Origin of the sequence: Stenotrophomonas sp. I18B00994, from assembly GCF_014145825.1 — a bacterium.
Lineage (GTDB): Bacteria > Pseudomonadota > Gammaproteobacteria > Xanthomonadales > Xanthomonadaceae > Stenotrophomonas > Stenotrophomonas maltophilia.
In genome coordinates this window covers 24,553-49,815 of the sequence record NZ_JACIUW010000016.1, presented here as the reverse complement: position 1 = coordinate 49,815, position 25,263 = coordinate 24,553, and the positions used below count along the sequence as shown (strand labels likewise).

The 25,263-nt window shown below is 66.9% G+C and carries 22 protein-coding genes; 13 read left to right on the top strand and 9 right to left on the bottom strand.

Annotated features, from left to right (window positions below; all coding sequences use genetic code 11):
- Positions 1-21: 21 nt before the first annotated feature.
- The 6 genes from smc to H4O10_RS16420 all read right to left on the bottom strand — a co-directional run bounded on the left by smc (position 22) and on the right by H4O10_RS16420 (position 6,200).
- Positions 22-3,525 carry a chromosome segregation protein SMC gene (gene smc, locus H4O10_RS16445; protein WP_005413908.1) on the bottom strand — a complete coding sequence of 1,168 codons (3,504 nt, stop codon included), beginning with the start codon at positions 3,523-3,525 and terminating at the stop codon, positions 22-24.
- Positions 3,526-3,783: 258 nt separating this feature from the next.
- Positions 3,784-4,233, bottom strand: a complete 450-nt coding sequence (gene rplI, locus H4O10_RS16440) for a 50S ribosomal protein L9 (RefSeq protein WP_005410227.1) — start codon at positions 4,231-4,233, stop codon at positions 3,784-3,786.
- A gap of 104 nt (positions 4,234-4,337) precedes the next feature.
- Positions 4,338-4,568 (bottom strand): 30S ribosomal protein S18, encoded by a 231-nt coding sequence (gene rpsR / locus H4O10_RS16435; RefSeq protein ID WP_002804494.1) that lies wholly within the window; start codon positions 4,566-4,568, stop codon positions 4,338-4,340.
- 11 nt (positions 4,569-4,579) lie between these two features.
- The gene (gene rpsF / locus H4O10_RS16430) at positions 4,580-5,017 is read right to left on the bottom strand and encodes a 30S ribosomal protein S6 (protein WP_005410228.1); all 438 of its coding nucleotides are present in this window, start codon (positions 5,015-5,017) and stop codon (positions 4,580-4,582) included.
- A gap of 235 nt (positions 5,018-5,252) precedes the next feature.
- On the bottom strand, positions 5,253-5,795 hold the full coding sequence (locus tag H4O10_RS16425; protein WP_049453812.1) for a CbrC family protein: 543 nt from the start codon (positions 5,793-5,795) through the stop codon (positions 5,253-5,255).
- A 66-nt stretch (positions 5,796-5,861) separates the two neighbouring features.
- Positions 5,862-6,200: an iron-sulfur cluster assembly accessory protein gene (locus H4O10_RS16420; protein ID WP_005410230.1), complete on the bottom strand. Its 339-nt coding sequence runs from the start codon at positions 6,198-6,200 to the stop codon at positions 5,862-5,864.
- Positions 6,201-6,328: 128 nt separating this feature from the next.
- Here H4O10_RS16420 and asnS point away from each other — a divergent pair, with 128 nt between their 5' ends.
- The 11 genes from asnS (at position 6,329) to H4O10_RS16365 (ending at position 15,865) form a co-directional block, all read left to right on the top strand.
- Positions 6,329-7,723, top strand: a complete 1,395-nt coding sequence (gene asnS, locus H4O10_RS16415) for an asparagine--tRNA ligase (RefSeq protein ID WP_005410231.1) — start codon at positions 6,329-6,331, stop codon at positions 7,721-7,723.
- Between the two features lie 30 nt (positions 7,724-7,753).
- Positions 7,754-8,053 (top strand): hypothetical protein, encoded by a 300-nt coding sequence (locus tag H4O10_RS16410; protein ID WP_005410232.1) that lies wholly within the window; start codon positions 7,754-7,756, stop codon positions 8,051-8,053.
- 7 nt (positions 8,054-8,060) lie between these two features.
- Positions 8,061-8,375, top strand: coding sequence for a hypothetical protein (locus tag H4O10_RS16405; protein ID WP_049453810.1), 315 nt, complete (start codon positions 8,061-8,063; stop codon positions 8,373-8,375).
- Between the two features lie 7 nt (positions 8,376-8,382).
- The gene (locus H4O10_RS16400) at positions 8,383-9,021 is read left to right on the top strand and encodes an FMN-binding negative transcriptional regulator (protein ID WP_049453808.1); all 639 of its coding nucleotides are present in this window, start codon (positions 8,383-8,385) and stop codon (positions 9,019-9,021) included.
- Positions 9,022-9,095: 74 nt separating this feature from the next.
- A complete protein-coding gene (can, locus tag H4O10_RS16395) occupies positions 9,096-9,758 on the top strand; it encodes a carbonate dehydratase (protein ID WP_049453807.1) in 663 nt (220 codons plus the stop codon).
- Positions 9,759-9,778: 20 nt separating this feature from the next.
- Positions 9,779-10,300, top strand: a complete 522-nt coding sequence (locus tag H4O10_RS16390; protein ID WP_049403116.1) for a 3-hydroxyanthranilate 3,4-dioxygenase — start codon at positions 9,779-9,781, stop codon at positions 10,298-10,300.
- A 162-nt stretch (positions 10,301-10,462) separates the two neighbouring features.
- On the top strand, positions 10,463-11,737 hold the full coding sequence (gene kynU, locus H4O10_RS16385; RefSeq protein WP_005410237.1) for a kynureninase: 1,275 nt from the start codon (positions 10,463-10,465) through the stop codon (positions 11,735-11,737).
- A gap of 31 nt (positions 11,738-11,768) precedes the next feature.
- Positions 11,769-13,136, top strand: a complete 1,368-nt coding sequence (locus tag H4O10_RS16380) for an NAD(P)/FAD-dependent oxidoreductase (protein WP_049453805.1) — start codon at positions 11,769-11,771, stop codon at positions 13,134-13,136.
- Complete coding sequence (gene sbcB, locus H4O10_RS16375; RefSeq protein ID WP_049453803.1) at positions 13,136-14,575, top strand: exodeoxyribonuclease I; 1,440 nt, start codon at positions 13,136-13,138, stop codon at positions 14,573-14,575. The genes H4O10_RS16380 and sbcB overlap by 1 nt, the downstream gene beginning before the upstream one ends.
- The gene (locus H4O10_RS16370; RefSeq protein WP_005410240.1) at positions 14,572-15,258 is read left to right on the top strand and encodes a DUF2461 domain-containing protein; all 687 of its coding nucleotides are present in this window, start codon (positions 14,572-14,574) and stop codon (positions 15,256-15,258) included. The genes sbcB and H4O10_RS16370 overlap by 4 nt, the downstream gene beginning before the upstream one ends.
- Positions 15,259-15,313: 55 nt before the next feature.
- Positions 15,314-15,865: a DUF2939 domain-containing protein gene (locus tag H4O10_RS16365; protein ID WP_049453802.1), complete on the top strand. Its 552-nt coding sequence runs from the start codon at positions 15,314-15,316 to the stop codon at positions 15,863-15,865.
- Positions 15,866-16,046: 181 nt separating this feature from the next.
- On the opposite strand, the gene H4O10_RS16360 is transcribed toward H4O10_RS16365, so the two are convergent.
- The 3 genes from H4O10_RS16360 to H4O10_RS16350 form a co-directional block, all read right to left on the bottom strand.
- Complete coding sequence (locus H4O10_RS16360; protein ID WP_049453799.1) at positions 16,047-16,991, bottom strand: 5'-nucleotidase; 945 nt, start codon at positions 16,989-16,991, stop codon at positions 16,047-16,049.
- A 47-nt stretch (positions 16,992-17,038) separates the two neighbouring features.
- The gene (locus H4O10_RS16355; RefSeq protein ID WP_005410243.1) at positions 17,039-17,812 is read right to left on the bottom strand and encodes an NAD kinase; all 774 of its coding nucleotides are present in this window, start codon (positions 17,810-17,812) and stop codon (positions 17,039-17,041) included.
- Positions 17,813-18,108: 296 nt separating this feature from the next.
- Complete coding sequence (locus H4O10_RS16350; protein WP_049453797.1) at positions 18,109-23,085, bottom strand: NAD-glutamate dehydrogenase domain-containing protein; 4,977 nt, start codon at positions 23,083-23,085, stop codon at positions 18,109-18,111.
- 250 nt (positions 23,086-23,335) lie between these two features.
- Between H4O10_RS16350 and H4O10_RS16345 the strand changes: the two genes are divergently transcribed.
- Complete coding sequence (locus H4O10_RS16345) at positions 23,336-23,992, top strand: TetR/AcrR family transcriptional regulator (protein ID WP_049453795.1); 657 nt, start codon at positions 23,336-23,338, stop codon at positions 23,990-23,992.
- Complete coding sequence (locus H4O10_RS16340) at positions 23,992-25,260, top strand: efflux RND transporter periplasmic adaptor subunit (RefSeq protein ID WP_049453793.1); 1,269 nt, start codon at positions 23,992-23,994, stop codon at positions 25,258-25,260. Before H4O10_RS16345 ends, H4O10_RS16340 begins: the two co-directional genes overlap by 1 nt.
- Positions 25,261-25,263 lie beyond the last annotated feature (3 nt).

The window sequence follows — 25,263 nt, the reverse complement described above, 5'->3', positions numbered from 1 at the left end:
TCAGGTAATTAGGATGGCACGTCAGGCCGCGCCCGCCAATCGTGCGGCTTCTTCCAGGTCCACGCTGACCAGGCGGCTGACGCCCGGTTCGCGCATGGTCACGCCCGACAGCTGGTGCGCAGCTTCCATCGTCGCCTTGTTGTGGCTGACGAACAGGAACTGCACCTTCTCGCTCATTTCCTTGACCATGTTGGCCAGGCGGCCGACGTTGGCTTCGTCCAGCGGTGCGTCCACCTCGTCCAGCAGGCAGAACGGTGCCGGATTCAACTGGAAGATGGCGAACACCAGCGCTACTGCGGTCATCGCCTTTTCGCCGCCGGACAGCAGCGAGATGCTGGACACGCGCTTGCCCGGCGGGCGCGCCATGATGGTCACGCCGGTGTCGAGCAGGTCTTCACCGGTCAATTCCAGGTAGGCGTGGCCGCCACCGAACAGGCGCGGGTACAGCGCCTGCACGCCGGCGTTGACACGGTCGAAAGTGTCCTTGAAGCGGCCGCGGGTCTCGCGGTCGATCTTGCGGATGGCATCTTCCAGGGTTTCCAGCGCTGTGGTCAGGTCGGCGTGCTGCGAATCCAGGTAGTCCGAGCGCTGCGAGGCCTCGCCGTACTCGTGGATCGCGGCCAGATTGACCGGCTCCAGCCGGCGCATGCGGCCATCGATCTGGTGCACGGCCTGCTCCCAGTCGCCCAGGCGGGCATCCTCGGGCAGTGCGTTGAGTACGTCCTGCAGCACGAACCCGGCCTTTTCCACCGCCGCCTGCAGGGTATCCGCGCTGAGCACCAGCGCCTGCTGGTCGAGCTTGCGCTGCGAAATACGCTCACGCTGGGCCAATGCCTGTTCGTCGCGCTGGTGGCGGGTCTGTTCGTAGTTGCGCAGCTCGGCGTCGATGCCGTCCAGCAGCGTGCGCGCCTCGGTCAGCACGCGATCAGCGCGCACGCGCTCTTCCAGCGCATTCTGGTGTTCGGCCTGCAGCGCTTCGACCGGCGAATCACCTTCGTCCAGCTGCGAATGCAGCTCGCCCAGTCGCGAATCCAACTGCCCGCGCTGGGTGCCCATGCGCTCCAGCGCCTGGCTCAACGAGGCCAGCTGCGCACGCTGCGATTCCAGGGTCAAGGCCAGCGAGTGCGCGCGCTCGCGTACCGCACGGGCGGCGTCGCGAGCCAGGTCGCGCGCCTCGGTCAACTGGCGGCGCTCGCCCTCCAGCCGTTGCCGGGTCGATTCCAGGTCGCCCATGCTGCTGACCGCGTTCTCCAACCGCGAGCGCGCTTCACGCGCTTGTTCGTTGTTGGCTTCAATGGTTTCCTGCAGCTGCTTCAGCTCGCCTTCGATGCGATCGATGCGCGTGCGCGCTGCCTCCACCTTGCCCTGCTGGCCCTGCAGCTGGCCGGCCAGTTCGGACACCGCACGATGGGCCTGGTACAGCGCACGCTGCGCGTCTTCGCGCTGCTGTTCGGCAGCCTGCAGCTGCTCTCGGAAGCCGGCCAGCTGTTCTTCCAGCTCGGCCTCGCGGTCCTGCAGCTGCTCGATCTGCTCACGCAGTTCCTGGATCTCACGTTCGCGCAGCAGCGCGCCCTGCGCGGCGGCACCGGAACGCGATACGCGCAGCCAGCCCTGGCCCAGGCGCTCGCCACTCTGGGTGATGATCGAATCGCCTTCCGGAAGGCTGGCCTGCAGCGCCTTGGCCTCGGACAGATCCCTGGCACCGTGCAGGTGTGCCAGCAGGCGCCGGATCGCTGCCGGGCCACGCACGCGTGCAGCCAGCGAGGTCGGCGCGACCTTCAGGTCCGCGCCATCGTTGGCGACCAGCGCAATGTGGCCCTCGCCCAGTTCGCCCAGCGCGTCGACCAGGCTGGCCGGGTCATCGACCAGCACGCCTTCGATCAACTGGCCGAGCGCGCTTTCCACCGCGTTTTCCCAACCGGCATCGACATCCAGGCGTTCGCCGACACGCGCCGCCGAGTCCAGCCCACGCGCCTTCAGCCAGGCCACGGCAGCACCCTGCTCCTGGCCCAGCGCGGCCTGCTGCAGGGTTTCCAGCGAAGCCAGGCGACCGCGCAGACCATTGGCCTGCTTGCGCAGTTCGGCCAGCTCGTTCTGGCCATTGCGCTGCTGTTCCTGCACCGCCGCCACGCCCTGCTTGCGCAGCTCGACGTCTTCGCTCAGTTCATCCAGCGCGGTCTTCTGCGTGTCGTGCTGCAGGTGCAGCTGCTCGAAGGCTTCTTCCAGCGCGTCCACGTCCAGCCCGGCGCGCTCGGCGGCCAGGGCTTCACGACGCCGGTCGGCATCGAGGATCTGCTTGTCCAGGTAGTCCACGCGCGTGCGCTCGACGTCGCCGGCGCGCGAGGCTTCCGAACTCTGCGAGGTGTGCTGTTCCCAGCGCTGCTGCCAGCTGGCCAGCCGGTCTTCAGCCTCGCGCAGGCTTTCCTGCTTGATCTCGTTTTCTTCCTGCAGTTCTTCCAGCTGCGGGGTGGCGGCCTCTACCGCCTCCCGCAGCACCCTCAGCTTGGCCTCGTCGCCACTGATGTGCTGCCCCAGTTCCGCCAGGGCCTGCTGGGTTTCGTCGCGCGCCTTGTGCAGGCGCTGCGACAGCTCGCGCTGGTGCTGGATCTGCTGCTCCAGCCGGGCCAGCGTGCTGCCGACCTGATAGACCGCCGCCTGCGCGGTGTTGAGCGCATCGGCGGCCTCTTCGCGACGCACTCGCGAGGTTTCGATGCGGGCCTCTGCGTCGCGCTGATCGGCGATCAGCTGCTGCAGCTTGGTCTCTTCCTGCGACAGGCCTTCGCGCAGCTTCGACAGGCGCCCATCGAGGCCACGGAATTCCAGCGCCTTCCACTCGGCATCCTTGATCCGGCGCTCTTCCTGCAGGGCCTGGTACTGCTCGGCCTGCTTGGCCTGGCGCTTGAGGTGTTCGAGCTGCTTGCTGATCTCGTCGCGCAGGTCACCCAGCCGGTCCAGGTTCTCACGGGTGTGGCGGATGCGGGTCTCGGTCTCCTTGCGGCGCTCCTTGTACTTGGAGATGCCGGCCGCCTCTTCCAGGTACACGCGCAGGTCTTCCGGGCGCGCCTCGATGATCTGGCTGATCATGCCCTGCTCGATGATCGAGTAGCTGCGCGGGCCCAGGCCGGTGCCGAGGAACAGATCGGTGATGTCGCGGCGACGGCACTTGGTGCCGTTGAGGTAATAGTTGCTGGTGCCGTCGCGGCTGACCGTGCGCTTGACCGAGATCTCGTTGAACGAGGCGTACTCGCCGGAAATCGTGTGGTCGGAGTTGTCGAAGATCAGCTCGACCGTGGCCTGCGACACCGGCTTGCGGGCATTGGACCCGGAGAAGATCACGTCGGTCAGCGAGTCGCCACGCAGGCGGCTGGCCGAACTCTCGCCCATGACCCAGCGCACGGCGTCGATGATGTTCGACTTGCCGCAGCCATTGGGCCCCACCACGCCGGTCATGTTGGTCGGCAGGTGCAGGGTGGTCGGATCGACGAACGACTTGAAGCCGGAGAGCTTGATCGTGGAAAGACGCATAGGGGTTCCGGACTGGGGCCGGCAAGCGGCCTGCGTTTACCCTCCAAGCCATTGATCCTGTTGGGATCGATGCCCGTGGAACGGGTGTGACGCCCTGAGTATACCGATGTGGACGTGTTCTACGAATGGGCGTGGAACATTGCCCACCCCCACCCCGTCGGACGGACCTGGCCCGACACCGCGGAACGGCGCCAAAAACAAAACGGGCACCCTTGCGGGCGCCCGTTCTGCGGTGATTCCAGGCCTTGCGGCGTGGGATCAGGCTTCGGCGACGACGACGACCTTGACGGTGGTCTCGACGTCGGCGTGCAGGTGGACCAGCACGTCGTATTCGCCGATGTTGCGGAAGGCGCCTTCGCCCAGGATGACTTCGCTCTTTTCCAGCGGCAGGCCGGCGGCGGTGAAGGCCTCGGCGATGTCGCGCGGGCCAACCGAGCCGTACAGCTTGCCTTCGGTCGAAGCGTTGGCGGCGATGGTCACGCTCGCGCCTTCCAGCTTGGCCTTGCGGCCTTCAGCGTCGGCGTGGATGGCCTGGGCCTTGGCTTCGTATTCGGCGCGCTTGGCTTCGAACTCGGCCTTGTTGCTCTCGGTGGCCGGCACGGCCTTGCCCTGCGGCACGAGGAAGTTACGGCCGTAGCCCGGCTTCACGTCGACCAGGTCGCCCAGGTTGCCGAGGTTGGTGACTTTCTGCAGGAGGATCAGCTGCATGGTATTGCTCCAGATAAGTTATTCGTTAGCGAGGCGATGCCCCGCAACAAAGGCTGTCCGAATAGCTGGCACAGCGGGGGCGGCGCCGGGCCGCCCCGCCGGCATCAGACGTCGTGGTTGTCGGTGTACGGGATCAGGGCCAGGAAGCGAGCGCGCTTGACGGCGGTCGCCAGCTGGCGCTGGTACTTCGACTTGGTGCCGGTGACGCGGCTCGGCACGATCTTGCCGTTCTCGGTCAGGTACTGGCGCAGGGTGTTGAGATCCTTGTAGTCGATCTCCTTCACACCTTCAGCAGTGAACTTGCAGAACTTGCGGCGACGGAAGAACTTGGACATGGGAAGGCTCCTTAGGCGGCGGAAGCGGCGTCGTCGCCGGCTTCGTTGTCAGCGGTGTTGTTGGACTCGCCTTCTTCGTCGTCACGACGACGGCGCTCACCGCGCTCCGGCTTGTCACCCTTCTCGTCCTTGCTCTTCATGATCAGCGACTGCTCGGTGTCAGCCTCGTCACGCTTGATGACCAGGTTGCGCAGCACGGCGTCGTTGAAGCGGAAGCTCTCGGTCAGTTCGTTCAGAACGGCCTGGTCGGCTTCGATGTTCATCAGCACGTAGTGGGCCTTCACCAGGTTCTGGATCGGGTATGCCAGCTGGCGGCGGCCCCAGTCTTCCAGACGGTGGATGGTGCCGTTGCCGTTCTCGACCAGCGACTTGTAGCGCTCGATCATGGCCGGGACCTGCTCGCTCTGGTCCGGGTGGACCATGAACACGATTTCGTAATGACGACTCATGTTTTTTTCTACCTTTCGGATGTGGCCTTGCGGCCGGACAGCCCCCCGCCGTTGATACCGCGGTGGGGCAAGGATTCCCGCCGGGGAGGCAGGAAGCCGCGCATTATGGCGCAGATGGGGGTGCCGGGCAACCGGCGGGTCACACGGCAACCTGAACCGGGGGCGCAGCCCCCCCCCATGCCGACCCAGGCTGGCCGCTACCGGAGCCCCGTACAGTCCACGAATCCGCCTGGATTCACCCCAGGTCGACGTGAAGGCGGTGCTGGCCGCATTCCAGGCACTGGAACAGGCAGCCGACCATCATCCCGTCCCGGCTCAGGTGCGCCAGCACCCAGTCGGCGTCGCGCGGATTGACCTCCGCCACATCGGGCCGGACCTGGTCGAGGATGGGCAGCAGATCGTCTCTGCCGGCGAAACCGAGGAAGGCGCAGGGCCGTTCACAATGGCTCAGCCAGACCGATTGCTGCCAGGACGGATAGCCCGGGGTGCGCTCGCAGATCTCCAGCAGCAGCTCACGGGCGATGCTCGGCGGCGGGTCGGCCGGGTCTGGCGAGACCCCTTCGATATCACTCCAGCCGGTGAATTCACCCTCGTAGCTGGCCGCCGCCCTGCCGTCGGCGATACACCAGGGGCAAAGGTAATCCGGACGCAGACGGGTGTAGAACGGCCCCCGGTAGCGCAGTGTGCGCGGCTGGCCGCAGCAGTCACAGATTCCGTCGACCTCTTCGAAGGAGAGGGCGTAGGCGTTGGGGTGATAGGTAAAAGCCGGTCGTTCCATCGGTGGGGTCCCTGCCGAGCCCCGCGTGCCGACCAAGGTCGGCAGCTACCGGGACGCGCCGGGCCGTCAGGCCTTGTCGGCGTCGGTGGTGAAGCTCTCGCCGCAGCCACACTCGGCGGTGGCATTGGGGTTGCTGAACGTGAAGGTCTCGCTCAGGCCGTGCTTGCCGAAGTCGATCACGGTGCCGTCCACCAGCGCCAGGCTCTTGGCGTCGACATAGATCTTCACGCCGTCCTGCTCGAACACGGTATCGCCCTCGCGCTCGTCGCGTGCCAGGTCGGTGATATGGCCCCAACCGGAGCAACCGGTCTTGGTCACGCCGAAACGCAGGCCCAGCGCACCGGGGGTCTGGGCGACAAAGCGCTGCACGCGCTCGAAGGCAATGGGGGTCAGGCTGACGGCCATGGGGCTACTCCAGAGGTACGGGGACATTATAAGGAGCCGTTGCCGCGAAAAATGCCTCGCAAGCAGAACGCTGCAACCGGTAAACTCCCGTGTTCACAGATCGAGTCGATCAGCAGAGGATTCAAGTCATGACGGTGGTCAGCGTTGAACATGCGCTTGCCGGGAAGATCCCGGAAGGCGGCGAAGTCACGGTACGCGGATGGGTGCGCACGGTGCGCGGTTCAGCGAATCTGGCCTTCGTGAATGTGAGCGACGGCTCCTGCTTCGCCCCGATCCAGGTCGTGGCCGGCGACAGCCTGGCCAACTTCGACGAGATCAAGCGCCTGACCAGCGGCTGCTCGGTCATCGCCACCGGTACCCTGGTGAAGTCGCAGGGCAAGGGCCAGTCGTTCGAGATCCAGGCCAGTGCAGTGGAAGTGGTCGGCTGGGTCGAAGACCCGCTCACCTACCCGATCCAGCCCAAGCCGATGTCGCCGGAGTTCCTGCGCGAAGTGGCGCACCTGCGCCCGCGCACCAACCTGTTCGGCGCGGTCACCCGCATCCGCAACTGCCTGGCCCAGGCCGTGCACCGTTTCTTCCACGAGAACGGCTTCAACTGGATCAGCACCCCGATCATCACCACCTCCGACGCCGAAGGCGCCGGCCAGATGTTCCGCGTGTCCACCCTGGACATGGTGAACCTGCCGCGCGATGAGAAGGGCGCGATCGATTTCAGCCGCGACTTCTTCGGCAAGGAAACCTTCCTGACCGTGTCCGGCCAGCTGAACGTCGAGGCCTACTGCCTGGCGCTGAGCAAGGTCTACACCTTCGGCCCGACCTTCCGCGCCGAGAACAGCCACACCACCCGCCACCTGGCGGAGTTCTGGATGATCGAGCCGGAAATCGCCTTCGCCGACCTAGCCGAAGACGCACGCCTGGCCGAAGAGTTCCTGAAGTACCTGTTCCGTGCGGTGCTGAACGAGCGCAGCGACGACCTGGCCTTCATCGCCGAGCGCGTGGACAAGAACGCGATCACCAAGCTGGAAGACTTCATCAACGCACCGTTCGAGCGCATCGACTACACCGACGCGGTCAGCCTGCTGCAGAAGTCCGGCAGGAAGTTCGACTTCCCGGTCGAATGGGGCCTGGACCTGCAGACCGAGCACGAGCGCTGGCTGACCGAGGAACACGTCGGCCGCCCGGTGGTGGTGACCAACTATCCGGAGCACATCAAGGCCTTCTACATGCGCCTGAACGACGACGGCAAGACCGTTGCCGCGATGGACGTGCTGGCCCCGGGCATCGGCGAGATCATCGGCGGCAGCCAGCGCGAAGAGCGCCTGGACGTCTTGGACGCGCGCATGGCCCAGTTCGGCCTGGATCGCGAGCACTACAGCTGGTACCGCGATTTCCGCCGCTATGGCTCGGTGCCGCACGCCGGCTTCGGCCTGGGCTTCGAGCGCCTGGTGGTGTACGTCTGCGGGCTGTCCAACATCCGCGATGCGATCCCCTACCCGCGCGCCCCGGGCAGCGCGGACTTCTAAGCCCCATACGACCACGGAGGTACTGCCCCCATGACCCTGTTCTTCGCCCTCTGTTTCGTCGGCGTTGCAGTGGCCGGGTTCAGTGCCTTCGTGATCTTCTGGCCGCTGACCCTGGTGCACGTGCGCGACCGCCATCCGGCGCTCGCCGCGCGCTTCGGCAGCGGCGCCTTCCTCAAGCCCGATGCCCTGGCCTGGCTGCTGCGCCGCGACTATCGGCAGCAACCGGACCGCTCGCTGTCCGGGCTGGCGACACCGGCCTGGGTATCGCTGCTGACCCTGCTGGCCGGACTGGGCATGGCCGCCCTGCTCTGGCTGGCCTCGCTCTGGTAATACGCTCATGAACGACATCACCGCCTCGCGCGACAGCTGGTGGCTGGCCAGCCTCGGCAACACCCTGATCTGGGCACGCCTGCGCGTTCGCCCGGCCGGCACCGCCGAAGTGCTCGACAGCGATGGCAACACGCTGAGCTACGACAGCGAAGACACCGCCCGTTCGCAGTTGTTCGACGCCGAGTTCGTCGAGTACGACGGCCTGGACGAGGAGGACGCACTGCTGCGCGGCTTCAGCCTGCACGAAGTGCAGCCGCCGCAGGCCGACAGCGACGAGGGTCTGCGTGGCCGCATGGTCCAGTCGCTGGGCGGGCGCGCCTGACCCCTGCATGTTCACCCCGCGCGCCTTCGCCGAGACCGACCTGCTCTGGCTGGACCGCCTGCTGGCGCGCGACCCGTTCGTCACCGTGCTCACCCCCGGCAGCGATGGCCTGCCGGAGCTGACCCGGATGCCGGTGCTGTACCGGCGTGACGGCGACCAGATCGAACTGCGCGGCCACTGGGCCCGCGCCAACCCGCAGTCGCGCCACAGCGGCGCGGCCAAGGTACTGGTCGATGGCCCACACGGCTACGTCTCGGCCAGCTGGTATCCGGACAAGGAGCCCGCCGCGCGGGTACCCACCTGGAACTACGCCGCTGCCGAGCTGCGTGGCCAGCTGCAGACCTTCGACGACGCTGATGCGCTGGCCGAACTGGTCGGCGCGATCAGTGACCGCTTCGAAGCCAGCGTCGGCCAGGCCTGGCAGTTCGATGCCGCGCGCGCCGAACACGGCCCGGAGCTGCGCGCCATCGTCGGCTTCCGCTTCCAGGTGGAACACTTGCAGCTGAAGCTGAAACTCAGCCAGAACCATCCCGACGCCAACCAGCAGGCCGTGATCGCCGCACTGGAAGCGCTCGCCTCCCCGTCCTCCCATGAGCTGGCGCAGTGGATGCGCTGGCACCGTGAACAGTCCGCCTCCAGCGGCTGATCACCCCAGCTTCCCGCGACGGCGCGACCAGAACGGCCGCGCCTTGCCCCCACCCGACGCCAGGGATACCGCACATGAAAGACATCCACCGCCTGCTGCAGAACAACCGCGACTGGGCCGACCGCATCGCCAAGGAAGACCCTGGGTTCTTCCAGCAGCTGTCCAAGCAGCAGCACCCGGAGTACCTGTGGATCGGCTGCTCCGACTCGCGGGTGCCGGCCAACCAGATCATCGGCATGGCCCCGGGTGAAGTGTTCGTGCACCGCAACGTCGCCAACGTGGTCGCGCACACCGACCTGAACTGCCTGAGCGTGGTGCAGTACGCGGTGGACCAGTTGAAGGTGAAGCACATCCTGATCGTCGGCCACTACGGCTGCGGCGGCGTGCACGCCTGCCTGCACAATACCCGCGTCGGCCTGGCCGACAACTGGCTGCGCCATGTCGGTGACGTGGTGCATAAGCACCAGGGCATCCTCGATGCGATCGAGGATGACGAGCTGAAGCACGCGCGCCTGTGCGAACTGAACGTGATCGAGCAGGTCGCCAACCTGTGCCGCTCGACCATCGTCGAGGACGCCTGGGCACGCGGGCAGAAGCTGATGGTGCACGGCTGGGTCTACAGCCTGAAGAACGGCCGGGTCAGCGAAATGGGCATCGATGTCGGTGGACCGGAAGAGCTGAAGCCAGCCTATGAAAAGGCACTGTCCTACGTGCCCCGCCAGGGCCGGCGCGACTGACCTCACTACGGACCACGACCATGCTCGCCTCGCCGATCAACCTGCACGCCTGGATCGAAGAAAACCGCCACCTGCTGAAGCCGCCGGTGGGCAACAAGATGATCGACAACGGCGACTTCATCGTGATGGTCGTGGGCGGGCCGAATTCGCGCACCGACTATCACTACGACGAAGGCCCGGAGTGGTTCTACCAGCTCGAGGGCGAGATGGTGCTGAAGGTGCAGGAGGACGGCGCGGTGCGCGACATCCCGATCCGCGCCGGCGAGATCTTCCTGCTGCCGCCCAGGGTGCCGCACTCGCCGCGGCGCCCGCCCGGCGGCATCGGCCTGGTGGTCGAGCGCAAGCGCCTGCCGCACGAGAAGGACGGCGTGATCTGGCACTGCGAACGCTGCAACCACAAGCTGCACGAAGAGTTCTTCCCGCTGCAGAACATCGAGACCGACCTGCCCAAGGTGTTTGCGCGCTATCACGCCAGCCTGGAGCTGCGTACCTGCAGCCAGTGCGGGCATGTGGATCCGCTGCCGGTGCCGGCGGCGGGCTGACGCCCACACCGGTAGGCGCCCACCTTGGTGGGCGCATGGATCCACGCGCGCCAACCAAGGTTGGCCGCTACCAGGAAACGCGGCGCTCGAAGCGTGGCCGCGTCTACCGGGCCATGCCCCAGGCGCTACACTGGCGGTCCCGTTGCAGCCTGTTGCCCGACCATGTCCGACCTGCTCAGCCGCACCCACGCCATTGCCCTGGACGCCGCCGATCCGCTGCGCCCGCTGCGTAACGAATTCCTGATTCCGCGACATGGCGGTGGCGAGCAGACCTACTTCGTCGGCAACTCGCTGGGCCTGCAGCCGCGTGGCGCCCAGGCCGCGGTGCAGGAAGTGATGAAGCAATGGGGCGAGCTGGCGGTGGAAGGCCACTTCACGGGCCCGACGCAGTGGCTGTCCTACCACCGTCTGGTGAGCGCGCAGCTGGCCCGCGTGGTCGGTGCACTGCCCAGCGAAGTGGTGGCGATGAACACGCTGAGCGTGAACCTGCACCTGATGATGGTCAGCTTCTACCGACCGACCGCGCAGCGCCCGGTGATCCTGATGGAAGCCGGTGCATTCCCGACCGACCGACACGCGGTCGAAGCGCAGATCCGTTTCCACGGGTTCGACCCGGCCGAGTGCCTGGTGGAAGTGCAACCGGACGAAGCCAACGGAACGATCTCGCTCACCGCGATCGAGCGCGCCATCGCCGAACACGGTCCGCGCCTTGCACTGGTGCTGTGGCCCGGCGTGCAGTACCGCACCGGCCAGGCCTTCGACCTCGATGCAATCACCCGTGCTGCCCGCCTGCAGGGCGCGCGCATCGGCTTCGACCTGGCGCACTCGGTCGGCAACCTGCCGCTGCGCCTGCATGACGTCGCACCCGATTTCGCCGTGTGGTGCCACTACAAATACCTCAACAGCGGCCCGGGTGCGGTGGCCGGCGCGTTCGTGCACGAGCGCCATCACCGCGACACCACGCTGCCGCGCTTTGCCGGCTGGTGGGGCCATGAGGAAGCCACCCGCTTCCAGATGGCACCGCAGTTCACCCCCGCCATCGGTGCCGAAGGCTGGCAGCTCAGCAATCCGCCGATCCTCGGCCTGGCGCCGCTGCGCGCGTCGCTGGACCTGTTCGAGCGCGCCGGCATGGAGGCACTGCGCAACAAGTCGCTGGCGTTGACCGGCATGCTCGAAGCGCTTGTACGTGCACGCCTTTCCGGCGTGCTCGACATCATCACGCCGGCCGAGCCACAGCGCCGTGGCTGCCAGCTGTCATTGCGGGTGATCGGTGGGCGCGAGCGCGGCCGTGCGCTGTTCGAGCACCTGCGCGGCATCGGCGTGCTCGGCGACTGGCGCGAGCCGGACGTGATCCGCATCTCGCCCACCCCGCTCTACAACCGCTACCTGGACGTGCACCACTTCGTCGAGGAAGTGGAAGCCTGGGCCGGCCTCTGAGCCGGTCCCTCCCCTACTGCTGGACAGTTCGTTGATCGCACATGCTTCCCGCTCGTTGAGCATTATCGGTGCCGGCCTCGCCGGGTCGCTGCTGGCCATCCTGCTGTCACGCCAGGGCTGGCACATCACCCTGTACGAACGCCGTGGCGATCCACGCGTGGCCGACTATGAGAGCGGCCGCTCGATCAACCTGGCGCTGGCCGAGCGTGGGCGCAATGCGCTGCGCCAGGCCGGTGTGGAAGACGAGGTCATGGCGCGCGCGGTGATGATGCGCGGACGCATGGTGCATCCGCGCGAAGGCGAACCGCAGCTGCAGCGCTATGGCCGCGACGACAGCGAAGTGATCTGGTCGATCCATCGCAGCGACCTCAACACCACGCTGCTGGAACTGGCCGAACAGGCTGGCGCGACCGTACACTTCCACCGCCGCCTGCACACCGTCGATTTCGACGCCGGCTACGCACGCTTCATCGACGACCGCGACGACAGCCCGCATGACATCCGCTTCGACACCCTGATCGGTGCCGATGGTGCAGGCTCGGCCCTGCGCGCGGCGATGAACCGGCGGGCGCCGCTGGGCGAGGACATCGCGTTCCTCGATCACTCCTACAAGGAGCTGGAAATTCCGCCGGCCGACGATGGCAGCTTCCGCATCGAGCGCAACGCGCTGCATCTCTGGCCGCGCGGCCACTACATGTGCATCGCCCTGCCCAATCACGAAGGCACCTTCACCGTCACTTTGTTCCTGCCCAACCAGGGCGATCCCAGCTTCGCCACGATCAATACCGGCGCGCAGGCCGAGGCGCTGTTCGCGCGCGAGTTCGCCGACACCCTGCCGCTGATCCCGAACCTGCGTGCAGACTGGGAACAGCACCCGCCGGGCCTGCTTGGCACGCTGACGCTCGATCGCTGGCACCAGCAGGGCCGTGCCGTGCTGATCGGCGACGCCGCGCATGCGATGGTGCCGTTCCACGGCCAGGGCATGAACTGCGCGTTCGAGGACTGCGTTGCGCTGGCCCGCCACCTGATGGAGGCCGATGATCTGGAAGGTGCGTTCGCCGCGTTCGAAGCCGAGCGCAAGCCGAATGCACGTGCCATCCAGCAGATGGCGCTGGAGAACTACCTGGAAATGCGCGACCGCGTCGCCGACCCTGCATTCCTGCTGCAGCGCGAACTGGAACAGGAACTGCAGCGGCGCTGGCCGACCCGCTTCGTGCCGCACTACACCATGGTCACCTTCCTGCACACGCCGTACGCCGAGGCGCTGCGCCGCACCGAACTGCAACGCGACATGCTGGTGGCCGCCACCACCGGCCATGATTCACTGGACAACATCGACTGGGCCGCGCTGGAAGCGCAGATTCACGCGCAGCTGCCGGTCCTGGAGGGCGCGCACTGATGGCTGACAGCTTCCTGTTCTACGATCTGGAAACCTTCGGCCAGGACCCGCGGCGCACGCGCATCTCGCAGTTCGCCGCCATCCGCACCGACGCCGATCTCAACGAAATCGACACCCCGGTCAGCTTCTTCGTGCGCCCGGCCGATGACCTGCTGCCCTCGCCGATGGCCACCCTGGTTACCGGCATCACCCCGCAGCAGGCACTGGCCGAGGGCATCAGCGAGGCCGAGGCCTTTGACCGCATCAACGAGCAGCTGTCGCGCCCCGGCACCTGCGCGCTGGGCTACAACACGCTGCGCTTCGACGATGAGTTCGTCCGCTACGGGCTGTTCCGCAACTTCCACGACCCGTACGAACGCGAGTGGCGCAACGGCAATTCGCGCTGGGACCTGCTGGACATGCTGCGGCTGATGCGCGCGATGCGCCCGGACGGCATCCAGTGGCCGCTGCGCGAGGATGGCGCCACCTCGTTCAAGCTTGAGCACCTGGCCGAGGCCAACCACGTGCGCGAAGGCGATGCACACGAAGCACTGTCCGACGTGCGCGCCACCATCGGCATGGCGCGGCTGTTCAAGCAGTCGCAACCACGCCTGTGGGACTACGCCCTGAAGCTGCGCGACAAGCGCTTCGTCGGCGGCCTGCTGGACGTGGCCGCGATGAAGCCGGTGCTGCACATTTCCATGCGCTACCCGGCCAGCCGCCTGTGCGCGGCACCGGTGCTGCCGTTGGCCGTGCACCCGACCATCAACAACCGGGTGATCGTGTTCGACCTGGAAGGCGAGATCGACGATCTGCTGGAGCTGCCGGCCGAGGTGATCGCACAGCGCCTGTACATGCGCGCCAGCGAGCTGCCCGAAGGCGCGGCACGGTTACCGCTGAAGGAAGTGCATCTGAACAAGGTGCCGGCGCTGATCGCCTGGAACCACCTGCGCGCCGATGACCACGCGCGCCTCGGCCTGGATGTGGCTGCGATCGAAGCCAAGGTGGAGCGCCTGCGCGCGTTCGCCCCGCAGCTGGCCGAAAAAGCCCGGCAGGTCTACAACCAGCCCCGCGCCGCCACCGTGGCCGACGTCGATGCCTCGCTGTACGACGGCTTCCTCGGCAACGGTGACAAGCCGCTGCTTGCGCTCGCACGCACCACCGCGCCCGAGCAGCTGGCCGCGCTGGAAGGTCGCTTCCGCGACCCGCGCCTGCCGGAGCTGCTGTTCCGCTACCGCGCGCGCAATCATCCCGACAGCCTCGCGCCGCCTGAACGCCAGCGCTGGCAGGATTACCGCCGCCAGCGCCTGCTCGGAGACGGCGGCCTGGGCGAACTCAACCTGCCCCAGTACCAGCAGCAGCTGGATGCACTGGCCGCCGAAGCGCCCGATGACACCCGGCGCCAGGCCCTGCTGCAATCGCTGCGCGACTGGGGCCAGCACCTGCAGGAGACGCTGTGAGCACTTATTTCTCGGACGCCAGCTTCAAGTTCCTGCGCAGCCTTGCGCGGCACAACGACAAGGCCTGGTTCAACGATCACCGCCAGCAGTACGAAGACCACGTGCGGCAGCCGTTCCTGCGCCTGCTGGGCGACCTGCAGCCGGCGCTGGCCGAGGTCAGCGAGCACTTCCGCGCCGATACCCGTGGCGTCGGTGGCTCGCTGTTCCGCATCCATCGTGACGCGCGTTTTTCCAACGACAAGTCGCCCTACAAGACCTGGCAGGGTGCACGCCTGTTCCATGAGCGCCGCCGCGAAGTGGCCGCGCCCTCGTTCTACGTGCACCTGCAGCCGGGCGAGAGCTTCGTCGGCGCCGGCCTGTGGCATCCGGAACCGGAAACCCAGCGCCGCGTACGCCACTTCATCCTCGACAATCCGGGCAGCTGGAAGGCCGCCGCGCATGCACCGGCCCTGCGCAAACGCTTCGATTTCGAGGAGAGCGAAAAGCTGGTGCGGCCCCCGCGTGGCTTCCCGGCCGACTTCGAGTTCATCGACGACCTCAAGCACCGCAACTGGGTGATGTGGCGCTCGCTGGACGATGCCACCATGACCGGCCCGCGCCTGCTGTCCACGCTGGGCAAGGACCTGGCTGGGCTCGGCCCGTTCGTTGACTACCTGTGCGCGGCGCTGGACCTGGAGTTCTGAGCCGCATCACCTGCCGTTCACCACTGGCTGCCTCACTTGCGGCAGTCTGGACAGCATGAAGAAGCTCACTGCACTGGCTGTGCTGCTGGTCCTGGCCTTGGCTGCGTGGTGGTTCGGCGGCCCGTACATGGCCGTGCACGGCCTGTCCAAGGCCATCGAAGAACGCGACACGGCGCGACTGGAACGCTATGTCGATTTCCCTCGCGTGCGCAGCAGCCTGCGCGCCCAGCTCAACGACTATCTGGTACGCCAGGCCGGCCCGGACGTGGCCGCCAGCCCGTTCGGCGCCCTGCTCTACGACCTCGGCGACCAGCTCGGCGGTGCAGCGGTGGAAACCATGGTGACCCCGACCGGCATCGGCGCAATGCTGCAGGGCCACGTGCTGTGGAAGCGCGGCCGCAATGAACTGCAGGGCGGTGATGCCTTCGGCGCGACCGAGCCGGCACGGCCATTGAAGAACGCCGAGCATCACTTCGAAGCGCTGGACCGCTTCGTGATCGACGTCGATCGCGGCCCCGACCAGCCGCCGATGAAAGTGGTGCTGGAACCGCAGGGCCTGCGCTGGAAGGTGGTGGATCTGCAGCTGGGGATGTCGGCCACCCCGTGACCGGTCATGCCCCTTCGATGGTGCTGCTTTCGGTAGATGCCCACCTTGGTGGGCATGGATCCAGGACGGCGCCAACCAAGGTTGGCGACTACCGCGGTACAGCGCTCTGGTAGATGCCCACCTTGGTGGGCGTCGATGCATGGCAGTGCCAACCAACGGTTGGCACCCACCCGGCATGGTTTTACCCCTCGTTGGCGACGCCGTGCGGTACGTGGCCGGCGGCCACATGCTCTCGCGCACTGTCGATGTTGTGCTGCGAATCATCGAAGAAGATGTCGGCACCGAACGCCTGCAGGAACGGCCCCTTGTGGCGGCCGCCGAGGAACAGCGCTTCGTCCAGGCGCACTCCCCACTCGCGCAGGGTGCGGATTACCCGCTCATGCGCCGGTGCCGAGCGTGCGGTCACCAGCGCAGTGCGGATCGGTGCGCTCTCGCCGACCGGGAACACTTCCTGCAGCGTATGCAGGGCCGACAGGAAACCGCGGAATGGGCCGCCGCTGAGGGGTTCGCGGGCCCGTTCACGCTCGTGCCGGCCAAACGCCTCCACGCCCTGCTCGCGTGAGATGCGCTCGCTCTCGTCACCGAAGATCACTGCGTCACCGTCGAAGGCGATGCGCAACTGGCCGGCCGGGCGACCGGTATCGATCTGGTCGGCCGCCGCTGCCGCGGTCTCGCCGGGCGGCTTGGGCAGGATGGTCGCTGCGGCGATGCCGTGGCGCAGCGCGCTGCGCACCGATTCCGGGTTGGCTGACAGGAACAGGTCGGTGCCGAACGGCTTCACATACGGCCAGGTCGGCTCGCCGGCAGTGAACGTTGCGCGGATGATGCCCAGGCCGTAGTGCTGGATCGAATTGAAGATGCGCAGGCCGGTATCGGCCGAGTTGCGCGACAGCAGGATCACCTCGACGCGAGGATTCTCCGGGCTGGCGCCCTGGTTCAAAGCCAGCAGCTTGCGTACCACCGGAAACGCCACGCCGGGGCCGAGGATATCGTCCTCGTGCTGGCGCTGGAATTCGGCATAGGCAGCCACGCCATCGCTCTCGAACAGCGCGTGGCTTTCCTCGAGGTCGAACAGCGCGCGCGAGGTCACCGCGACGGTCAGCAAACGGGGGGAGTTGTCGCCCATCGGTGGGGGTCCTTCAAGCGGTCGGCACGGCCGGCTGCCCATTGTCCTCAAAAAACGAACTGTTCGCTCAGGATCCGGTCTTCCAGGTTGTGCTCCGGGTCGAACAGCAGGGTCACGCGGCGGTCCTTCGACTCACGGATGGTCACCTCGACCACGTCGCGGGTCTCGTGCGAATCGGCAGTCACGCTGACCGGGCGCTTGTACGGATCGAGCACGCGGAAGCGCACTTCGGTATCGGCCTTCAGGATCGCGCCGCGCCAGCGCCGCGGCCGGTACGGGGCCAACGGCGTCAGCGCGATGGTGTGCGAGCCCAGCGGCAGCACCGGACCATGCGCGGAATAGTTGTAGGCGGTACTGCCGGCCGGGGTGGCCACCAGCACGCCGTCGCCGATCAGTTCGGCCACGCGCTCCTGGCCGTTCAGATCGATACCGATATGCGCGGCCTGCCGGGTCTGGCGCAGCAGCGAAACATCGTTGTAGGCCAGCGAACCGGTACTGGTGCCGGACTCGGTCAGCGCCACCATTTCCAGCGGGCGCAGGTTGGCCGGTTCTGCGCGTGCGATGCGGGCCTGCACGTCGTCGTCTCCACGGTACTGGTTCATCAGGAAGCCGACCGTGCCCAGCTTCATGCCGAACACCGGCTTGCCCAGGTGCCCATGCCGATGCAGGGTCTGCAGCATGAAGCCGTCGCCCCCCAGCGGGCACAGCACGTCGGCCTGCTCCGGCGCGTGATCGCCATAACGCGAGATCATCGCCGCGCGGGCCATCTGCGCGGGCTCGGCGGTGCTGGCCAGGAAAGCGATGCGGGGGGTGTCGCTCATCGGTGGATCCGGGGGGAAGGCATGAGGGAGAGCATAACCGAGCGCCGGGGGCTGGACCCCGCTGGGCGGATGACCGGCCCGTCCGCCGGGACACGCCGTAAACCCATCCATGGGGGCTCGGTCGCGCCATCCATGGCGCTCACGGTCCCGGCGGACGGGCCGGTCATCCACCTGGCAGGTTCACGGCCGGCGTCGGGTCAGGTGGTCGCAAAGGTCAAGGGCAGAAACAGAACGGCCCCGCTTTCGCGGGGCCGTTCCGGTTCACGCATGCCAGGCATGGCCTGGCACTACTTCACTTACGCGCCGTGTGCCGCCAGCTGGCCCAGGCGCTGCACCGCGACTGAAACGGTCGGGTAGTCCAGGGTCTTCTGCTCGGCCAGTTCGGCCAGCATCGCCAGGGTGAAGCGCAGGCTGTTGTCGTCACGGCCCATCCAGGCTGCGACCTTGGCTTCCGCGCTGCTGCCCTTGGTGCCCAGCACCTGGCCGGCCAGGTTGCGGTGGTTGGCCGCCAGTTCGTCACGCAGCACGCCACGTGCCACGGCGTGCCAACGACCGTTGACCTCCAGCGCATCGACCTGCTCGAACAGCCACGGCAGCTGCAGGGCATCGCCCAGGCGGAAGTGGACCTTGGACACGTCCACCGGCTTCAGCTTGCGGGTGCGGGCCAGTTCGATGATGTCGAACGCCGGCTCCAGGAAGTGCAGTTCGGCCAGCTGCTGCGCCAGCGCGGACGGCAGGCCCTTTTCCTTCCACTCGGCCACCAGGGCTTCGTAGGTCGGACGCTGCGAATCCGGCAGCACACCCGAGGCAACGCGGATGTCGTTGAACGGACCCTGGTAGCGGTTGACCGCTTCAGTGATGCCCGGCATCGCGCCCGGGCGCGACAGCAGCCAACGCACGAACGAACGCTGCAGCTTCCAGATCACTTCCAGTGCGTCGATCTGCACCGACTCCGGCACCTTGCCGTCGAGTGCATCGATCTGCGCCCACAGCGCGCGTGCATCCAGTGTTTCGCGGCTGATGGTGTAGGCCTTGGCGACCTCGGCGATGGAACGGCCGGTGTCTTCCTGCATGCGCATCAGGAAAGTGGCGCCCATGCGGTTGATGGTCTGGTTGGTCACGGCCGTGGCGATGATTTCGCGCTTCAGGCGGTGACGCTCCATCGCGTCGGCGTACTTCTTCTGCAGCGGGGTCGGGAAGTAACGCTGCAGTTCCTTGGACAGGTACGGATCTTCCGGGATGTCCGATTCCAGCAGCTGGGCGAACGCCACCAGCTTCGAGTAGGACAGCAGCACCGACAGTTCCGGGCGGGTCAGGCCCTGGCCGCGCGCCTTGCGCTGGGACAGCTCGGCGTCGGACGGCAGGAACTCGATCTGGCGATCCAGCAGGCCCTGCTGTTCCAGGGTACGGATGAAGTGCTGCTTGGAACCCAGGCGCTTGACCGCCATCCGCTCCATCAGGCTCAGCGCCTGGTTCTGGCGGTAGTTGTCATTGAGCACCAGCTCGGCGACTTCATCGGTCATCGAGGCCAGCAGCTTGTTGCGCTGCTCGACGGTCAGCTTCTTGGCCCGCACCACATCGTTGAGCAGGATCTTGATGTTGACCTCGTGGTCGGAGGTGTCCACACCGGCCGAGTTGTCGATGAAGTCGGTGTTGAGCAGCACGCCGGCCTGGGCGGCTTCGATGCGGCCCAGCTGGGTCATGCCCAGGTTGCCGCCCTCGCCCACCACCTTGCAGCGCAGCTCGCCCCCGTTCACGCGCAGGGCGTTGTTGGCGCGGTCGCCGACATCGCTGTGCTGCTCGCTGGCAGCCTTCACGTAGGTACCGATGCCGCCGTTCCACAGCAGGTCGACCGGTGCCTTCAGGATCGCGCTCATCAGATCGTTCGGCGACAGCGCCTTGACGTTGTCATCCAGGCCCAGCGCTTCACGCACCTGCGGGGTGATCTCGATCGACTTCAGGCTGCGCGGGTACACGCCACCGCCCTTGCTGATCAGCTTGGCGTCGTAGTCAGCCCAGCTCGAACGCGGCACGGTGAACAGGCGCTCACGTTCGACGAACGTGGTGGCCGCATCCGGGTTCGGGTCCAGGAAGATGTGGCGGTGGTCGAAGGCAGCGACCAGGCGGATGTGGCGCGACAGCAGCATGCCGTTGCCGAACACGTCGCCGGACATGTCGCCGACGCCGACCGCAGTGAAGTCCTGGGTCTGGCTGTCACGGCCCAGAGCACGGAAGTGGCGCTTGACCGATTCCCACGCACCGCGTGCGGTGATGCCCATGCCCTTGTGGTCATAGCCAACCGAACCACCGGAGGCGAACGCATCGCCCATCCAGAAGCCGTGCGCGATGGCCAGGCCGTTGGCGATGTCGGAGAAGGTCGCGGTGCCCTTGTCGGCGGCCACCACCAGGTACGGATCGTCCATGTCGTGGCGCACGACATCCACCGGCGGCACGATCTTGTTGTTGACGATGTTGTCGGTGATGTCCAGCAGGCCCTGGATGAACAGCTTGTAGCAGGCCACGCCGTTGGCGAAGATCGCGTCGCGGTCGCCGTTCACCGGCGGGGTCTTGGCGAAGAAGCCGCCCTTCGCGCCGACCGGCACGATCACGGTGTTCTTGACCATCTGCGCCTTGACCAGGCCCAGCACTTCGGTACGGAAGTCTTCGCGACGATCCGACCAGCGCAGGCCACCACGGGCGACCGCGCCGAAGCGCAGGTGGGTACCTTCCACGCGCGGGCCGTAGACGAAGATCTCGCGGTACGGGCGCGGCTTCGGCAGGTCCGGCACCAGCGCCGAATCAAACTTGAAGCTGATGACATGGCCGTGCTGGCCGTTGGCATCGGTCTGGTAGTAGCTGGTGCGCAGGGTCGCGTCGATCACGCCCATGAACGAGCGCAGGATGCGGTCCTCGTCCAGGCTGGACACACGGTCCATCAGCTTCAGCAGCGCATCGCGCGCGGCCTGCATCTGCGCGTCGCGGTCACCCTTGCGGGCGTCGACCACGGTCTTGAGCACCTTCAGGGTGGCGTCGTCGCCAGCAGCCAGCACGTCGAAGTGGGCCTTCAGCTGGGCCTGGCCGGCGGCGATGTCCTCCTTGCTCTCGTGGCCGGTAGCCGGATCGAAGCGCGCTTCGAACAGCTCGACCAGCAGTCGGGCCAGCAGCGGGTAGCGCGCGAAGGTGCCTTCCACGTAGGCCTGCGAGAACGGCACGCCGGTCTGCAGCAGGTACTTGCAGTAGCCACGCAGCATGGCGACCTGGCGCCAGTGCAGGCCGGCAGCCAGCACCAGGCGGTTGAAGCCGTCGTTCTCGGCATCGCCGTGCCAGACGCGGGCAAAGGTCTCGCCGAAGGCTTCATCGACGCTGGCGGCATCGATCGCGCCGGCGGTCGATTCGACCTCGAAGTCCTGCACGTACACCGGGGCGTTGTCGACCGACAGGCGGTACGGACGCTCGGCGATCACGCGCAGGCCCATGTTTTCCATCATCGGCAGCGCGTCCGACAGCGGGATGTCGTCCAGCTGGCGATACAGCTTCAGGCGCAGGCCATCACCGCTTTCGCGCGGCACGGCCTGCAGGCTCAGGCGCAGGTCGTCCGGGCCGGTCAGGGCATCAAGCTGGCTGACATCGTTGGCCGCAACAGCCGTGCTGTTGTCTTCGATGTAACCGGCCGGCAGCGCCTTGCCGATGCGGGCGGCGATGCGCAGGCCTTCGGTCTCGCCGTGGCGGGCCACCAGCGCTTCGCGCAGGTCGTCCTGCCAGTTGCGCAGGACCTGGGCCAGCTTCTGCTCCAGTTCGGCGGTATCAACGTCGAGCATTTCACCCGGCTTCGGGCGCACGATCAGGTGCACCTGGGCCAGCGGCGATTCGCCCAGCACCACCGAGCTGTCCACGTACTCGCCGTGCAGCGCGTCCTTCAGCATCGCTTCGATGCGCAGGCGCACGTCGGTGTTGAAGCGCTCGCGCGGCAGGTAGACCAGCGCGGAGATGAAACGGCTGTACTTGTCGCGGCGCAGGAACAGGCGGCTGCGCACGCGCTCCTGCAGGCCCAGCACGCCCATCGCGGTGCGGAACAGTTCGTCCTCGCTGGACTGGAACAGCTCTTCGCGCGGCAGGGTTTCCAGGATGTGGCGCAGGGCCTTGCCGCTGTGGCTGGCCGGAGCCAGGCCCGACTGCTTCATCACGTGCTCGTGGCGCTGGCGCACCAGCGGGATCTCCCACGGGCGACGGTTGTAGGCGCTGGAGGTGAACAGGCCAAGGAAGCGCTGCTCGCCGATGATCTTGCCCTTGGCGTCGAATTCCAGCACGCCGATGTAGTCCATGTAGCCGGCGCGGTGCACGCGCGAACGGGCATTGGTCTTGGTCAGGATCAGCGCATCCTTCAGGCCGGCCGTGGCGTTCAGGCCCTGCGCGGCCAGAGTCTTGACCGGACGGGCGGCGGACTTGTCCTTGCCGCGCATCAGGCCCAGGCCGGTGTCGTTCAGCGGCGCCAGTACGTCTTCCTTGCCCTGCTTCTCGACGCGGTACTCGCGGTAGCCGAAGAAGGTGAAGTGGTTGTCGGCGGCCCAGCGCAGGAACTCCTGTGCTTCCTTGCGCGATGCATCGTCGACCGGCAGCTGGCGCTTGCCCAGGTCGTCGGCCAGCGCCAACGCCTTGTCCTTCATCGGCTGCCAGTCGCGCACGATCGCGCGCACTTCGTCCAGCGCCTTGTTGATGGCCTGTTCGATGGCGGCCATGGCTTCGGCCGGCTGGCGGTCGATCTCCAGCAGCATCACCGATTCGGCATCACCCTCGCCGACCTTGACCAGCTTGCCGGCCTTGTCGCGGGTGAAGCGCAGCACCGGGTGGCCCAGCACGTGGACGCCCACGCCCTGCTCGGCCAGCGACATGGTGACCGTATCGACGAGGAAGGGCATGTCATCGTTGACGATCTGCAGCACGGTGTGCGGCGATTCCCAACCGTTGGCCTTCGCGGTCGGATTGAACACGCGGACGTTGGCCTTGCCGGCCTTGCGGGCACGCGCGAATTCCAGCGTCTCAGCCGCGAGAGCGGCCCACTCTTCAGCGCTGTGGTGCGGGAACTCGTCCGACTCCATGCGCTTGTAGAAGTCAGTGGCAAAGGCCACTGCTTCGGCCTGTGCGGCCGCGGGGTAGCGCTTGCGCAAGGCCGTGTACACCGGCTCCAGGGAGAAACCAGCGGTCACTGCGACCTCCGACTCTGCTGGTTTCGTCTTGTTCTTCACGGTCTTGGCTGCGGTTTTTTGCGGTTTCATGGCAGAGCGATGCGCTTGCTCAGTTGGGAAAATGAAATTGTAGCCCTACCGCGCGAAAAGGCCTTGCTGCAGGACGGAATAAGCAGATTCGGGTTTGCTGCGGTTTAAACGCCTATTCAGTTCGCACCGGTATGGTGCTGGCGCCTGTTTCAGCACTGCCGACAGGATCGGCAAAACGTGTTACCGGAAGACACACGCGGCGACGCCGATGCGATTCCACAATCCTGAACTGGACGGTATAGTCCACCGCGTGAACCCGGCCTACGTCCCCGTTGCCCTCGATGCACGCGATGAGCGTGTGTTCGACGCCGTACGCGAACTGCTGGCCCAGCAGGGCATGCAGATGAGCATGGAGGCGGTTGCCCAGCACGCCGGCTGCTCCAAGCAGACCCTGTACTCGCGCTACGGCAGCAAGCAGGAACTGCTGCGCCGGGTGATGCAGCGCCACGTCGGCCACGCTACCGGCGCCATGGTTCGTGCACTCCGCACTGACGACCTGCGTGCCAGCCTGCTCCAGTTCGCCACCGACTTCCTGGAGCACTTCAACCAACCGCACGTGGGCCAGGCCTGCCGGCTGATCGCCGCCGACGCGGCCCAGTTTCCCGAAGAGGCGCGTACGCTGTACCGGCACGGAGCCGGCGCACTGACGCTTCATCTTGCTGAATGGATTGAAACCGTTTGCATGCGTGGCCAGCTCCGGCATGACGACCCGCACTTCATGGCCGAACTGCTGCTGAGCATGATTGCCGGTCAGGATTTCGACAAACAGCGTTTCCATACCCCCCATCGTGATGACGCGCGGTTGCGTCGGCGCTGGGCAGAGTTCTCCGTCGACAGCTTCCTGCGCGCCTTCGCGCCTCAGCCGTCGCCGGCCCCGTCTTCAAACCAACCCCGGAGTTCCTCCTGATGACCGCCCCACTCCGCACCCTTGCCTTGACGTGCGCCGTTGCTGTCGCGCTGGCTGCCTGCAAGAAGCCGGAACAGCAGACGCCCCCGCCGCCGGAGGTGGGCGTGATCGACGCCAAGCCGCAGACCCTGCCGCTGCAGCGCGAGCTGGTCGGTCGCCTGTCGCCGTTCCGCAGCGCCGACGTGCGTGCGCGCGTGCCGGGCGTGCTGCTCAAGCGCGTCTACCAGGAAGGCTCGCAGGTCAAGCAGGGCCAGACCCTGTTCCTGATCGACCCAGCGCCGCTGCGTGCCTCGCTCAACGCCTCCGAAGCACAGCTGGCCTCGGCCCGCGCGACCTACGCCAACGCCAAGGTGGCCGCCAACCGTGCACGTTCGCTGGCGCCGCAGCAGTTCGTCTCCAAGTCCGACCTGGACAACGCTGAATCGGCCGAGCGTACCGCGCTGGCGGCGGTCAAGCAGGCCGAAGCAGCGGTGACTTCCTCGCGCATCAGCCTGGGCTACACCGAAGTAACCGCACCGATCAGCGGCGTGGCCAACAAGCAGCAGGTCACCGAAGGCGCGCTGGTCGGCCAGGGCGATGTGACCCTGTTGACCACCGTCGACCAGCTCGACCCGCTGTACGTGAACTTCTCGCTGAGCGTGGACGAGCTGACCCAGCTGCGCGCGCAACAGGCCAAGGGCGCGCTGGCGCTGTCGGGCGACGGCAAGGCCACGGTGAACGTCAAGCTGGCCGATGGCAGCACCTACAGTGAGCCGGGCACCCTGGACTTCTCCTCGACCACGGTCGACCCGGCCACCGGTGCGGTCTCGTTGCGCGCGTTGCTGCCGAACCCGCAGCAGATCCTGCTGCCGGGCGCCTTCGTCAGCTTCCAGGCCAACCTGGGCGAACGCAACAATGCCTTCCTGGTACCGCAGCAGGCCCTGCTGCGCGACACCACCGGCGGCTACGTGATGGTGGTCGGCGCCGACGGCAAGGTCGCGCGCAAGAACGTGAAGACCGATGGCGCGCAGAACGGCAACTGGCTGGTCAGCGACGGCCTGGCCGCCGGCGACAAGGTGATCGTGGCCGGCGTGCAGAAGGTCAAGGAAGGTGCACCGGCGGTCGCCAAGCCGTGGACCCCGGGGCAGGACGCCACCGGCAAGCCGGCCGCAGGCGGCGCCGCTGCGGCGGGCACCGCACCGGCTGCTGGCAAGGCACCGGCCGACGCGGCCAAGCCCGAGCAGGCCGATGCGGCCAAGCCGGCCGCCACTGATTCGAACAAGCAGTAACGG

What these genes read in the sequence shown, in the direction of transcription:
- smc (WP_005413908.1), bottom strand. Translation starts at nt 3,525, where the DNA reads ATGCGTCTTTCCACGATCAAGCTCTCCGGCTTCAAGTCGTTCGTCGAT.
- rplI (WP_005410227.1), bottom strand. Translation starts at nt 4,233, where the DNA reads ATGCAGCTGATCCTCCTGCAGAAAGTCACCAACCTCGGCAACCTGGGC.
- rpsR (WP_002804494.1), bottom strand. Translation starts at nt 4,568, where the DNA reads ATGTCCAAGTTCTTCCGTCGCCGCAAGTTCTGCAAGTTCACTGCTGAA.
- rpsF (WP_005410228.1), bottom strand. Translation starts at nt 5,017, where the DNA reads ATGAGTCGTCATTACGAAATCGTGTTCATGGTCCACCCGGACCAGAGC.
- H4O10_RS16425 (WP_049453812.1), bottom strand. Translation starts at nt 5,795, where the DNA reads ATGGAACGACCGGCTTTTACCTATCACCCCAACGCCTACGCCCTCTCC.
- H4O10_RS16420 (WP_005410230.1), bottom strand. Translation starts at nt 6,200, where the DNA reads ATGGCCGTCAGCCTGACCCCCATTGCCTTCGAGCGCGTGCAGCGCTTT.
- asnS (WP_005410231.1), top strand. Translation starts at nt 6,329, where the DNA reads ATGACGGTGGTCAGCGTTGAACATGCGCTTGCCGGGAAGATCCCGGAA.
- H4O10_RS16410 (WP_005410232.1), top strand. Translation starts at nt 7,754, where the DNA reads ATGACCCTGTTCTTCGCCCTCTGTTTCGTCGGCGTTGCAGTGGCCGGG.
- H4O10_RS16405 (WP_049453810.1), top strand. Translation starts at nt 8,061, where the DNA reads ATGAACGACATCACCGCCTCGCGCGACAGCTGGTGGCTGGCCAGCCTC.
- H4O10_RS16400 (WP_049453808.1), top strand. Translation starts at nt 8,383, where the DNA reads ATGTTCACCCCGCGCGCCTTCGCCGAGACCGACCTGCTCTGGCTGGAC.
- can (WP_049453807.1), top strand. Translation starts at nt 9,096, where the DNA reads ATGAAAGACATCCACCGCCTGCTGCAGAACAACCGCGACTGGGCCGAC.
- H4O10_RS16390 (WP_049403116.1), top strand. Translation starts at nt 9,779, where the DNA reads ATGCTCGCCTCGCCGATCAACCTGCACGCCTGGATCGAAGAAAACCGC.
- kynU (WP_005410237.1), top strand. Translation starts at nt 10,463, where the DNA reads ATGTCCGACCTGCTCAGCCGCACCCACGCCATTGCCCTGGACGCCGCC.
- sbcB (WP_049453803.1), top strand. Translation starts at nt 13,136, where the DNA reads ATGGCTGACAGCTTCCTGTTCTACGATCTGGAAACCTTCGGCCAGGAC.
- H4O10_RS16365 (WP_049453802.1), top strand. Translation starts at nt 15,314, where the DNA reads ATGAAGAAGCTCACTGCACTGGCTGTGCTGCTGGTCCTGGCCTTGGCT.
- H4O10_RS16360 (WP_049453799.1), bottom strand. Translation starts at nt 16,991, where the DNA reads ATGGGCGACAACTCCCCCCGTTTGCTGACCGTCGCGGTGACCTCGCGC.
- H4O10_RS16355 (WP_005410243.1), bottom strand. Translation starts at nt 17,812, where the DNA reads ATGAGCGACACCCCCCGCATCGCTTTCCTGGCCAGCACCGCCGAGCCC.
- H4O10_RS16350 (WP_049453797.1), bottom strand. Translation starts at nt 23,085, where the DNA reads ATGAAACCGCAAAAAACCGCAGCCAAGACCGTGAAGAACAAGACGAAA.
- H4O10_RS16340 (WP_049453793.1), top strand. Translation starts at nt 23,992, where the DNA reads ATGACCGCCCCACTCCGCACCCTTGCCTTGACGTGCGCCGTTGCTGTC.